Origin of the sequence: uncultured Methylobacterium sp. (assembly GCF_964251405.1) — a bacterium.
Lineage (GTDB): Bacteria > Pseudomonadota > Alphaproteobacteria > Rhizobiales > Beijerinckiaceae > Methylobacterium.
In genome coordinates this window covers 41,039-52,240 of sequence record NZ_CAXUJR010000011.1, presented here as the reverse complement: position 1 = coordinate 52,240, position 11,202 = coordinate 41,039, and the positions used below count along the sequence as shown (strand labels likewise).

The window sequence follows — 11,202 nt, the reverse complement described above, 5'->3', positions numbered from 1 at the left end:
GTCTGGTGGGACGGCTCGTGCCTCGACCTGCGGCTGGGCCGCCTGACCGACCTCATCGACTTCGTTTCGGCCGCCGCGGAGCCGGCTGAACCTCGCCTCGCCGGGACGACGCACGATGACGGGCGCTAGGTCGGGGCGCATGTGCGCCGAGGAGGCGGCGGAAGCGGCCCTCGACGAAGCGCTGCGACGGGCATTCTGGCAGAGCCTGAACCGTGGGCCACTGCCGCCGATGCTGGCGCTTCAGGTGGCGGCCCGAGCGGTGGGTGCGCTCTACCGGCAGATGGCGGACGGCCATGAGGGGCCGGGCGGCTGCGGCTGCGGATGGGAGCCGGACCCGGACGGCGACCTCATCGTGCTGGAGGCGAACCTCGCCGCTGCACTGCTGCAACCACCCGCCGGCGAGCTCGCCCGGATGGAGCCCCTGGGGCGAGCCTGATCCCGGAATTCCGTGCCGCGGTTACGGTTCGCTTAACTCTGCCGGCCGATCATCTCTGACAGGTTGCAGGGGAGTGGGCGGATGGACGGCTTCTATCGTGGCATCGAGGCGTCGTTGCTGGCCCTGTCCCTGGCGCTCGGCCTCGGTGCCCTCATTGCGACGGCACCGGTCGGTCCCAGGGACGCGATCCAGATCGCCGTCGTGCTCCCGATGCTGAGCGTAACGGCAGGGCAGTAGCGCTGGCTCGCCCCCCAGGTCGGCCGGCACAGCCTACCCTTCACGCCGTCGTGTTTTTTCGCACCGCACGCAACGAGTTTTGCAACTGAATGCAAAGCTCGCGCTTTACTTGTCCGATGACGCTGACGATGGCCCGAGCGGCCCACGTCACCGCCGGCCCGCCGACGGAATGGCGGATGCCGGAACCATGGCAGGCAGGCGAGACCCGAGATCATGAGCCCGACGACACGTTTTCCGGCCGCCATTGTCGGCGGCCTCACACTAGCTGTTGCCGTTTTCGGTTCATCTGCCGCCCCTGCGCAGCCAGCCACGACCAAGGTCGCCGCCATTTCGGAGACCCAGGCCCAGCCCGCTCTTGCCGTCGAATCCACGGACGACATGGCCAATTGCAACCGCGCCCGTCGCCGCCTCTGGGTCGACGGCGAAGGCTGGATCGTGCGTCGCATCACGACCTGCCGCTGAGCGTCGACCGAGCGGATCAGCGCCCTCCCGGTGTGGATGATCCGGACCGTACGCAGTCTTCACCACTAGCGCGGGAGCAACCACCGGAACGACGGTGGCGCTCACGCCGTTCAACGGGATCATGAGGTTCGTTGATACGCCAGTCGAAGGAACGCGAATGATGGGGTCGTCGAAGCGATCGCTGATCGGACTATGCGGTGCCGCCATGCTGTCGTGCGCCGCAGGCGGGGTCCAGGCCCAGGGAGTCGGATACGGATACGCCCATTCCTACGTCGGCGAGGGCTACGGCTTTGCCGAACCGGCGATCCGTGGCGACTACATTGGCGCACCATACACGCGCACTCCCCGGCCGAGTGAGCTCGTTCCGAGCGTCTGGAGCTATGGGACCTACGGCGTCCCGACAATGACTGGCATCCGCACCGCGACGGTCGGCGTTCCCACCGTCTATGTGATCGATGCACCCCCCCGCACCGCGCGTCATCGGGGCTCCCGCGTCGTCAGCCGAGACGGCGGTTGGTCCAACGCCGACATTCGCGACGAGCCCAGACCCGCCAGTGCCGGCGGCGCCCGTGTCATTGCGGTGAACGTTCCGCGCCGCTGACGCCTCAACATTCCGGGCCGGTCGCGGACGGCATGATCTCGCCAGTCTGCAAGTGCTGGAGAGCTCGGCTCCCAAGATCTCAGCTCCCGGGAGCTTGAGCCCTTCGCAACAAATTAAGGTGTCGCCGTCATCCTTCGGAGTTCGATCTCCCGAGGGTGAACGGCCGGCCACCATGCATATCGTCATCGTCGATTCCAGCCGGGTGATCCTCAAGATCGTGGCCGGGCTGCTCGAGCCGCACGGGCATACGGTGACGGTGTTCACGAATTCGTCCGAGGCCCTCGACTACGTCACCGGGACGGTCTCGGTGCGTGTGCTGATCACGAGCCTCGAGGTTCGCCCGATCAGTGGGCTGGAACTGTGCTGGTCGGCGCGACTGCTCGCCGAGTCGAACCGGCCCCTCTACGTCATCACCATGTCCTCGGCGCGCAATGCCCGGAACCTCGCAGAGGCGCTGGACAGCGGCGCGGACGACTTCATCGAGAAGCCTCCTGGCGCTGAGGAGCTGCACGCCCGCCTGCGCGCGGCGGAACGCCTGACGACGATGCAGGGTGAGCTCATCCGCCTCGCCGAGACCGATCCGCTGACGGGCCTCCTCAACCGGCGCGCCTTCCTGCAGCGCACGCGGGACGCGGCCGAGCGCGTCGGCAATCATGGGCGGATGGCGGCGATCCTGGTCGATATCGACCATTTCAAGCGCATCAACGACGAATACGGCCACGACGTCGGCGACGCGGCGATCCAGAGCGTGTCCCGCGAGATCGCCGCGGATGGGATCGTCGGCCGGCTCGGCGGCGAAGAATTCGCCGTCGTCCTCGCACACCGAACCATGGCCGAGGCGGAGACGATCGCCAACCGCCTGCGCCTCGTCATGGAGGCGATGCGCCTGCGCGGCGCACGCACGCCGATCCGCCTCACCTGCAGCTTCGGCGTCAGCGAATGGTCGGAGGGCGACACCGTCGAAGGTCTGATCAAGCGGGCCGACATCGCGCTCTACGAGGCCAAGACGGCGGGCCGCAACCGTGTGGTCTCCGCCTCCACCGACCTCATCCTCGATCGCGCCGGCTGAGCCGCCAACAGGGCGGCCCTTGCCGGCCTCCCGTCAGACGCCCCTGCGGCGCTGCGCGTCGAGGCTCCACGGGCCGGCGCCGGCCGCGGCGAGGTAGAGGAAGATGAAGCAGAACAGGATCGCCGCGTCGCCGCCGTTGAGTGACGGGAAGACGTTGCGCGGCGCATGCGCGATGAAATAGGCGAACGCCATCTGGCCCGACAGGATGAAGGCCGTCGGCCGCGTGAACAGGCCGAGGACGATCAGCACGCCGCCGACGAGTTCGAGGATGCCGGCGGCGCCGATCATCGAGATGAGCTCGGGCGCGTTGCCGCCCCCCGAGCGCGGCGGGAAGCCGAACAGCTTCTGAGTGCCGTGCGCGAGGAACAAGAGTCCCGTCATGATGCGCAGGACGCTCAGCAAGCGCGGCGCCCAGTTGGTCGAGATCGCGTCGAGGTTCATGCGGGCCAGTCTCCGTCAGCGGCCTGAAGGCTGCCGGCGGCAGCTTGGCCGCCGCATCCAGCATGAAACGGGTTCGGGCGTCGACTCGACTCCCGGTGCGGCATGGCACATGCCGCCTCCGGGCTCCGGGTCGAGGCCGGAGGCCGGACGACGGGGGCTCCGCCGACCTACGGCTCCTTGAAGCCGTATTCCGGCACGCCGTCGTCGTTGCCGTAGTACTTGTACGGCAGGAACTTGCCCGACATGCTCATCTTGACCCGGTCGCCCTTGTTGTTGGGCTCGCGCTCCATCGTCATGTTGAAGTCGATCGCGGACATGATGCCGTCGCCGAAATCCTCCTGGATCAGCTCCTTCCAGGTGGTGCCGTAGACCATCACCAGCTCGTAGAAGCGGTAGATCAGCGGGTCGGTGGGCGGCATCTGCGGGATCGAGCCGCGATAGGGCGCCTCGTTCAGCATCCGCTCTTCCGGTTCGGTGAGGCCGAACAGCTCCGCCGCCTTCTTGGCCTGGGCCTTGGGCAGCTTCATCTGGCCCATGCAGGCGGCCGTGATCAGGATCGGCGAGATGCCGCCGATCTCTTCCTGGATGTACTTCCAGGTCCAGCCTTTCTCGCGCTTGATGTCGAGCAGCTTTTCCGTGAGGTCTTCGCGCTTCATGGCGGTCTCCTGATGATCGGATATGTCGCGGGAATCCCCGCCCCTTGCGGGGAGGAGGCAGGGGTGGAGGTGGTTGGGTGACCCTCTGCGGAGGCTAGCGGAACCACCCCCACCTCCGGCTCCTCCCCTCAAGGGGAAGGAGAGAGCGCTCTGCTCAGCCGAGCGCGGCGGCGGCCTCGTCGGCCTCCGTCAGAGTCAGGCGTACGACCGGCGGGTGGCGCTGGTCGTAGCCCTCGGGCTGCGCGTCGCGAAAGGTGCGGCTGCGCGAGACGAGGAACTCGATGAGGTGGTTGCGCAGGGCGTAGTAGCCCGGCTGGCGGTGGAGCCCGGTCCGGGTACGATCCTTCGGCAGCGGGTTCTCGACGATCTCGGCGACCCGGGCCTCCGGGCCGTTCGTCATCAGCACGATGCGGTCGGCGAGGTAGATCGACTCGTCGACGTCGTGGGTGATCATGAACACGGTCTGCCCGGTCTCGACGCAGATGCGCCGAACCTCATCTTGCAGCGTCCCGCGCGTCAATGCGTCGAGCGCCGAGAACGGCTCGTCCATCAGCAGCATCTTCGGCTCGATCGAGAGCGCGCGGGCGATGCCGACGCGCTGCTTCATCCCGCCCGACAGCTCGGCCGGCCGCTTGTGCTCGGACCCGGCGAGACCAACCAGCGCAATGGCCTTGCGGGCGCGGGCCTCGATCTCCGCCTTCGGGGCGTTGCGCCAGCGCGAGGACACGGCGTAGGCGACGTTGCCCAGCACCGTGCGCCACGGCAGCAGCGCGTGCCCCTGGAAGATCACGGCGCGGTCGAGGCTCGGCCCCTCGATCGCCCGGCCGTCGGCGATGCAGACGCCCTCGCTCGGCGCCTCGAGCCCGGCCAGGATGTTGAGCACCGTGGTCTTGCCGCAGCCGGAATGGCCGATCATGCAGACGAACTCGCCCCGCCGCATCGACAGCCACAGGTTCTCGAACACGGTCGTCTGCTTGCCCCCGGGCGCCGGGTAGCGGCGGGCGATGCCTTCGATCGAGATGAACTTGTCGGAAGACTTCTGATCGGGTGACATGCGGCCGGGTTCCGGGCTGTCGGTCAGGCGGGCGGGCGTGGCCGCCGGGAAGGGGGTCAGCGCATTCATCGCGGGGCCTATTCCGGGAAGGTCACGAGGCGCTGCGCGCGGGCGAGCAACTGGTCGAGGATCATGCCCACGACGCCGATCAGCAGGATCGAGGTGATCACGTTGGTGATCGAGAGGTTGTTCCACTCGTTCCAGACGAAGTAGCCGATGCCGGTGCCGCCGACCAACATCTCGGCCGCCACGATCACGAGCCAGGCGATGCCGATGGAGATGCGCATGCCGGTGAGGATGGTGGGGGCGGCCGCCGGCAGGATCACCGTGAAGGCGCGGCGCAGCGGGCCGACCTCCAGGGTCCGGGCGACGTTGAGCCATTCCTTGCGGGTGCCCGAGACCCCGAAGGCGGTGTTGATCAGCATCGGCCAGAGCGAGCAGATGAAGATGACGAAGATCGCCGAGAGCCCCGAATCCTTGATCGTGAACAGTGCGAGCGGCATCCAGGCCAAGGGCGAGACGGGCTTGAGAAGCTGGATGTAGGGGTCGAGCGCCTTGCTCATCAGCGGCGACATCCCGATCAGGAAGCCCACCGGGATCGCCACCAGCACGGCCAGCCCATAGCCCAGCGCCACGCGCCCGATCGAGTAGGCGAGCTGGATGCCGAGCCCCTTGTCGTTGGGGCCGCGGTCGTAGAACGGGTCCTTGAGGTGTCCCCAGATCGTGGCCGCGACGTCCAGCGGCCCCGGCATCGCCGACTTGCCGGTGGTGGCCGACAGTCCCATCAGCGCCGCATATTCGGGGTCCATCGCCTGGGTCTTCGACAGGCCGCTCGTGGCGATCTGCCAGGCGAGCAGGAAAGCGGCGAGCAGCGCCAGCGAGACGATGACCGCACGGAGGTTGAGAGATGCGCTGGGCATCGCTCAGATCGCCCGCTTGATCGCAAAGGAGTCGAGGTACTCCTTGGGCTTGGCCGGATCGAACACCTTGCCCATCACCGAGAAGCTCTTGGTGGTCGAGGTCGGCGGCGTCAGCCCGTCCTGCTGCATCCGCTTGACGGCGTCGGTGGCCAGGAACACCTGCTTGGCGACGCCGTCGTAATCGACCTCGCCCTTGATCTGACCCCACCGCTTCATCTGGGTCATGATCCAGATGGCGAAGGATTGCCAGGGGAAGGGGTCGAAATCGACCCGATCCGCAACCTTCTTCACCCCGCCCAAGCCGTCGGCGTAGGTGCCGGTCAGGACCTGCTCCACCACGGTGAGCGGCTGGTTGAGGTAGTTCGCCGGCGCGATCGCGGCGGCGATGTCCTTGCGGTTCTCGGCCTTCGAGGCGAAGGCGGTGGCCTCGATGATGGCGCGCAGGAGCGCCGCGTAGGTGTTGGGCGTCTGCGTCACGAAATCCTGCGAGGCCGCGAAGGCGCAGCAGGGGTGGCGGTCCCAGATCTCCTTCGAGAGGATGTGGATGAAGCCGACCCCGTCAAAGACCGCGCGCTGGTTCACCGGATCGGGCGCGAGGAACCCGTCGATGTTCTCGGCGCGCAGGTTCGCGACCATGTCGGGCGGCGGGACGCTGCGGATCTGCACGTCGGCGTCGGGGTCGATGCCGTGCTCGGCGAGGTAGTAGCGCAGCAGATAGTTGTGCATCGAGTAGTCGAACGGCACGGCGAGCTTGAAGCCCTTCCAGTCCTTGGGGTCGCGCCGGTCCTTGTGCTTGAGCGCCAGCGTGATCGCCTGGCCGTTGACGTTCTCCACCGCCGGCATCGTGTAGGGGGTCGGCGTCGAACCGAGCCCCAGCGAGATCGCGATCGGCATCGGCGCCAGCATGTGGGCGGCGTCGTATTCCTTGTTCAGGGTCTTGTCGCGGATGACCGCCCAGCCGGCCGTCTTCACGACCTCCACGTCGAGGCCCTGCTTGGCGTAGAAGCCCATCGGTGAGGCCATGATGATCGGCGTCGCGCAGGTGATCGGGATGAAGCCGATCTTGAGCGCCTTCTTCTCCGGCGTCCCGGCCTGGGCCAGCGCCTCGGCGGCGAACTTGACGGGGAAGAACTGGCTCACGGCGGCGAGCGCGGTTGCCGCGCCGACACTGCGCAGGAAAGCCCGGCGCTGGGCATCGTGCGGAAACAAAGCCCGCATGACCGCAGCTTCGACCACGCGCTCGATCTGCGCGTCCCCGCTCGGCGCCGCATCGTGCTCGGCTTGCGAGGCATGCGCGCCGCAGGAGCAGCCGCGCTGCTTCAGCGTGAGCTTGGAATCGAACGGATCGTCGAACAGCGCCATCGCGTTTGCCTTCCCCGAGAACAGCAGGCACTGCGCAAGCAGCGTGCCATGTCGGATGCGGCGGAGTTCGTCAGTTGCATCAGTTCTTTAGGGAAAAGCGATCCGCTACGGATTTTCGTAGGCTACGAAAGGTCGTAATCAATGTTACGGAATTTCGTAGCCCGTGCTGAATATGTCGTGCGCCGTATCATGTCTTCAAAGAAGTGGACTTGGCTGCAGGCTTCGAATGGGTCGGTGAGGCGCGCGTGTTTGACCGTCGAATGATGGGTCAGTTCGTCTGCCTCCCGATTCGGTCATTCCGGGCCGCGAAGCGGAGCCCCGGAATGACGAAGGGGGATCGAGTGCCCAAGACTCGCCAGCAGGTGGTGCGGTGAGCCTTCCGCACATCCCCTTCACGCCAGCGGATGTGTTCTAGCGTGAACGCTTCCTACGGCCCCGCCTTCGATTGCGCGCCCGAGGCGATGCTGGTGCTCGATCCGGGCACCGACGCCATCGACGATGCCAACCCGGCGGCGACGCGCCTCCTCGGCTACACGCGCAACGAACTGCGCGGCATGCGCGTGACGGCACTCCACCCGGACCAGGTCCCGACGCTCATCGTCTTCACGCAGGCGGTCCAGGCCCGGGGCCGCGACTGGACCCACGCGCTGACGCCCCGCCACGCCGGCGGCCACGCCCTCCATGTCGAGTACAGCGGCGCCCTGCTGCCGGGCGACCCAGACAAAATCCTCGTCAGCTTGTTCGACCTCGACGAGCGCCGCCGACGCCTCATCGACACCGAGGCCGACGCACACATGCGCGCGGGCCTGACCGAGTGGCAGCGCATGGAGCGCATCTTCCGCGACATCGAACGGGAGAACCAGCTCATCCTGCGGGCGGCGGGTGAGGGCATCTACGGCGTCAACGCCGAAGGGATCACCACCTTCATCAACCCGGCCGCCGAGCGGATGCTGGGTTGGCAGGCGGCCGACCTCGTCGGGCGCGACATGCATTCCACCGTCCATCACAGCCACCCGGACGGTTGCCACTACCCCCACCACGATTGCCCGATCTACGCGGCCTTTCGCGACGGCGCTGTGCATCAGGTCGACACGGAGGTGTTCTGGCGCCGCGACGGAACGCCGTTCTACGTTGCCTACACCTCGACGCCGATCCGCGACCGAGGCCGACTGCTCGGCGCCGTGATCGTGTTCCGCGACATCAGCCAGCGCCGCGAGGCCGACGAGCAGTTGCGTAACGCGCTTGCCGAGGTCGACAGCCTGCGCGAGCGCCTGGAACTCGAGAACGCCTACCTGCGCGAGGAAATCCGCGAGGGAGGCCACCATCAGGGCATTATCGGGCGCTCGCCCGCGATCGAGGCGACCTTGCGCCAGATCGACCTCGTCGCCGGCACCGACGCCACCGTCCTCGTCACAGGCGAATCCGGCACCGGCAAGGAGTTGATCGCGCGGGCCATCCACGAGGCGAGCCGCCGCCGCGACCGGCCGCTGATCCGCGTGAACTGCGCCGCGATCCCGCGCGAGCTGTTCGAGAGTGAGTTCTTCGGCCACGCCAAGGGCGCCTTCACCGGCGCGCTCCGCGACCGGGTCGGCCGGTTCGAGCTCGCCGACGGCGGCACCCTGTTCCTCGACGAGGTCGGCGAGATTCCCCTCGACCTCCAGGGCAAGCTGCTCCGCGTGCTGCAGGAGCGCCAGTTCGAGCGCGTCGGCGAGGAGCGCACGCGGGCCGTCGACGTGCGCCTCGTCGCCGCCACCAACCGCGACCTCAGGACGGAGGTGAAGCGCGGGCGCTTTCGCGAGGACCTCTATTTCCGCCTCAACGTCTTCCCGATCGCGGCCGTGCCCCTGCGCGAGCGCCCGGAGGACATCCCCCTGATCGCCCAACACTTCCTGCGAGGGGTGGTGCGGCGGCTGAACGTGCCCGAACTGCGCCTCACCGAGGGCGACGTCCGCCGCCTCACACGCTACGACTGGCCCGGCAACGTGCGCGAACTCGAGAACATCATCGAGCGAGCCGCGATCCTGGCCGTACGCGGCCGGATGCGCTTCGACCTGCCAGAGCCCGAAGAGGGAGCGGTCTCGCAGCGCCCGATGGCACCTGAAAGACCGAACTCAGCCCCGATCACCGAGGCCGAGCGCCGCGCCCTCGCCCGCGCCGACATCGTCGCCGCCCTCGCCCTCAGCCAGGGCCGGATCTTCGGCGCAGGCGGAGCCGCCGAGATCCTGGGAGTGAAGCCGACCACCCTCGCCTCGCGCATCAAGGCTTTCGCCATCGCGCGCAAATAGACCTGCGCCATGACAAGCCGCCCGATCGGCGCAGGGCACCCATGCTCACTGCGCATCTGGAAACCGCGGGTACCGAGAATTGTCGGGATCGCGGAAGCCCGGATCGAACATCTCGTAGGCTAGAGCAGTCTGGTCTCAGCGAGAACATGATGACCGAGCGTCGCACGATTCCCCGGATCAAGGTCATCTTGCCGACCTTGTGCTGGAATCAGTTCCGTCCGGATTTCTATGCAATCACCGACGACGTGTCCCAACATGGCATCCGGTTCAAGTCGTCCGTGGTCCCGGAGGTAGGCGAGGCTCTGGTCTGCAGCATCCGCTATGCCGGTTCCCTGGAAACCGAGGTCATCCGCTCCGGCAAGCAGCGTTTCGCCGTTCGCATCCTGCGGGCCGAGTATCCGCTGAGGTTGATCGCCCAGAACCTCGTCTCCCTGGCCCAGGACCAGCAAGTCAAACCGCTGGCCGAGCGCGCAGCGCCGCGTATCGTGCCCAAGGACCAGGACGTCGTCGTCACCACGGCGCTTGGCGCGATGATCCCGGGCCGCGTCCTCAACATCTCCGTCTCGGGGGTCGCCGTCTCCCTCGACGAGACCATCGAGGTCGGCACGCTCGTGCTGATCGGCAGCACGCCGGCCAAGGTCTCCCGGTCCTTCGAGAACGGGATCGGCGCCGCGTTCCTGTCGCCGTTCCGCGACGGCGAGGTCGGCCCCGACGTCGTCCTCTGAAGGATCGCCCCGAAACCGTAAGGCCGGCGCCTTCGAGACGCTGATGCGACGATGGAGACTCGAACCATCAGGGCGGTTTCGATCGACGTTTCGATGAGATTGCGCCGGTAGGTTTATCATTTGTCAATCGGATGGCGATAGCGTCGCGGTCAGGGACACCAGGGTCTTCGATGCAAATCTCCGCCAGCGCAGGGTATTCGCGGACCGTAAATGGGCGTTCGACTGGGCTGTCAACGCTCAAGGCGGCTGCCGCCTGTCCTGGTTTGCTGCGCAAAATCATCCGCAACATGATCGAGTCCTGGCCGGACGAGGTCTACGATCAGGGCATCGTCGAAGCCCAGCGTTTCGGACGCCGGACCTTCTTCGTCTGCGATCCCGCGCTGATCCGAACCCTCCTCGTCGACCAGGCCGATGCGGTGATCCGCGAGGACTTCATGATCAGCGCGCTCTCGCCCATGCTCGGGCGCGGCATCCTCACCTCGGACGGGGCGCCCTGGCGGGCTCAGCGCCGGACGGTGTCGCCCCTGTTCCGGCCGGATAGCATCGAGGCCCTCGTACCGGCGATGCACGACGCCGTGTCCAGAACCGCGGAGCGCTGGGAGGCTCGCGAGCCCGGGACGTTCGACCTGCTCGACGAGATGATGCGCACCACCTTCGACATCATCGGAGCCACCACGTTGCCGGACGAGCCGGCCCTCGACGTGGCGGCCTTCGGGCGGTCCCTCAACGCCTATCTCGACAGCGTCGGCTGGAAGGTCGCCCTGTCCATGCTCGGGGCGCCGGGCTGGATGCCGCATCCGGGCTCGCTCCGCGCCGCCCGGGCCGCCCGTCATCTGCGCAGCACCATTGCGGGGATCGTCGCGCGGCGTCGCGCCGGCGACCGGATCGGCGACGATCTTCTCGGCCTCATGATGCGGGCGAGCGATCCAGCCGCCCCCGTGGGTTGCCCGCACG

13 protein-coding genes are annotated in these 11,202 nt (G+C 67.4%); 8 read left to right on the top strand and 5 right to left on the bottom strand.

Annotated elements, in window-relative coordinates:
• The first annotated feature begins 139 nt into the window (after nucleotides 1–139).
• The 5 genes from ACFE7U_RS03810 (at nucleotide 140) to ACFE7U_RS03790 (ending at nucleotide 2,805) form a co-directional block, all read left to right on the top strand.
• On the top strand, nucleotides 140–436 hold the full coding sequence (locus ACFE7U_RS03810) for a hypothetical protein (protein ID WP_375408404.1): 297 nt from the start codon (nucleotides 140–142) through the stop codon (nucleotides 434–436).
• Nucleotides 437–517: 81 nt separating this feature from the next.
• On the top strand, nucleotides 518–673 hold the full coding sequence (locus ACFE7U_RS03805) for a hypothetical protein (RefSeq protein WP_375408403.1): 156 nt from the start codon (nucleotides 518–520) through the stop codon (nucleotides 671–673).
• 213 nt (nucleotides 674–886) lie between these two features.
• Nucleotides 887–1,135: a hypothetical protein gene (locus tag ACFE7U_RS03800; RefSeq protein WP_375408402.1), complete on the top strand. Its 249-nt coding sequence runs from the start codon at nucleotides 887–889 to the stop codon at nucleotides 1,133–1,135.
• Nucleotides 1,136–1,229: 94 nt separating this feature from the next.
• A complete protein-coding gene (locus ACFE7U_RS03795) occupies nucleotides 1,230–1,736 on the top strand; it encodes a hypothetical protein (RefSeq protein ID WP_375408401.1) in 507 nt (168 codons plus the stop codon).
• A 172-nt stretch (nucleotides 1,737–1,908) separates the two neighbouring features.
• Nucleotides 1,909–2,805 carry a diguanylate cyclase gene (locus ACFE7U_RS03790; RefSeq protein ID WP_375408400.1) on the top strand — a complete coding sequence of 299 codons (897 nt, stop codon included), beginning with the start codon at nucleotides 1,909–1,911 and terminating at the stop codon, nucleotides 2,803–2,805.
• 33 nt (nucleotides 2,806–2,838) lie between these two features.
• Here ACFE7U_RS03790 and ACFE7U_RS03785 read toward each other — a convergent pair whose 3' ends face one another.
• From ACFE7U_RS03785 to ACFE7U_RS03765, 5 genes are all read right to left on the bottom strand, one after another.
• On the bottom strand, nucleotides 2,839–3,246 hold the full coding sequence (locus ACFE7U_RS03785) for a DoxX family protein (protein WP_375408399.1): 408 nt from the start codon (nucleotides 3,244–3,246) through the stop codon (nucleotides 2,839–2,841).
• Between the two features lie 167 nt (nucleotides 3,247–3,413).
• Entirely contained in the window at nucleotides 3,414–3,902 is a 489-nt protein-coding gene (gene cynS, locus ACFE7U_RS03780) for a cyanase (RefSeq protein WP_375408398.1), read from the bottom strand.
• Nucleotides 3,903–4,056: 154 nt separating this feature from the next.
• Nucleotides 4,057–5,025, bottom strand: a complete 969-nt coding sequence (locus ACFE7U_RS03775) for an ABC transporter ATP-binding protein (RefSeq protein ID WP_375408397.1) — start codon at nucleotides 5,023–5,025, stop codon at nucleotides 4,057–4,059.
• Between the two features lie 8 nt (nucleotides 5,026–5,033).
• The gene (ntrB, locus tag ACFE7U_RS03770) at nucleotides 5,034–5,876 is read right to left on the bottom strand and encodes a nitrate ABC transporter permease (RefSeq protein WP_375408396.1); all 843 of its coding nucleotides are present in this window, start codon (nucleotides 5,874–5,876) and stop codon (nucleotides 5,034–5,036) included.
• Between the two features lie 3 nt (nucleotides 5,877–5,879).
• Nucleotides 5,880–7,238, bottom strand: coding sequence for a CmpA/NrtA family ABC transporter substrate-binding protein (locus ACFE7U_RS03765; protein WP_375408395.1), 1,359 nt, complete (start codon nucleotides 7,236–7,238; stop codon nucleotides 5,880–5,882).
• A gap of 416 nt (nucleotides 7,239–7,654) precedes the next feature.
• On the opposite strand from ACFE7U_RS03765, the gene ACFE7U_RS03760 reads away from it, so the two are divergent.
• The 3 genes from ACFE7U_RS03760 to ACFE7U_RS03750 all read left to right on the top strand — a co-directional run.
• The gene (locus tag ACFE7U_RS03760; protein ID WP_375408394.1) at nucleotides 7,655–9,523 is read left to right on the top strand and encodes a sigma 54-interacting transcriptional regulator; all 1,869 of its coding nucleotides are present in this window, start codon (nucleotides 7,655–7,657) and stop codon (nucleotides 9,521–9,523) included.
• Between the two features lie 146 nt (nucleotides 9,524–9,669).
• The gene (locus ACFE7U_RS03755) at nucleotides 9,670–10,248 is read left to right on the top strand and encodes a PilZ domain-containing protein (protein ID WP_375408393.1); all 579 of its coding nucleotides are present in this window, start codon (nucleotides 9,670–9,672) and stop codon (nucleotides 10,246–10,248) included.
• A 287-nt stretch (nucleotides 10,249–10,535) separates the two neighbouring features.
• Nucleotides 10,536–11,202 (top strand): cytochrome P450 (locus ACFE7U_RS03750; RefSeq protein ID WP_375408392.1); only part of this gene is annotated, 667 nt, incomplete at its 3' end.

Bases quoted from the DNA above. Each gene is read 5' to 3' on its own strand.
- ACFE7U_RS03810 (WP_375408404.1), top strand. From the start codon at position 140: ATGTGCGCCGAGGAGGCGGCGGAAGCGGCCCTCGACGAAGCGCTGCGA.
- ACFE7U_RS03805 (WP_375408403.1), top strand. From the start codon at position 518: ATGGACGGCTTCTATCGTGGCATCGAGGCGTCGTTGCTGGCCCTGTCC.
- ACFE7U_RS03800 (WP_375408402.1), top strand. From the start codon at position 887: ATGAGCCCGACGACACGTTTTCCGGCCGCCATTGTCGGCGGCCTCACA.
- ACFE7U_RS03790 (WP_375408400.1), top strand. From the start codon at position 1,909: ATGCATATCGTCATCGTCGATTCCAGCCGGGTGATCCTCAAGATCGTG.
- ACFE7U_RS03785 (WP_375408399.1), bottom strand. From the start codon at position 3,246: ATGAACCTCGACGCGATCTCGACCAACTGGGCGCCGCGCTTGCTGAGC.
- cynS (WP_375408398.1), bottom strand. From the start codon at position 3,902: ATGAAGCGCGAAGACCTCACGGAAAAGCTGCTCGACATCAAGCGCGAG.
- ACFE7U_RS03775 (WP_375408397.1), bottom strand. From the start codon at position 5,025: ATGAATGCGCTGACCCCCTTCCCGGCGGCCACGCCCGCCCGCCTGACC.
- ntrB (WP_375408396.1), bottom strand. From the start codon at position 5,876: ATGCCCAGCGCATCTCTCAACCTCCGTGCGGTCATCGTCTCGCTGGCG.
- ACFE7U_RS03765 (WP_375408395.1), bottom strand. From the start codon at position 7,238: ATGGCGCTGTTCGACGATCCGTTCGATTCCAAGCTCACGCTGAAGCAG.
- ACFE7U_RS03755 (WP_375408393.1), top strand. From the start codon at position 9,670: ATGATGACCGAGCGTCGCACGATTCCCCGGATCAAGGTCATCTTGCCG.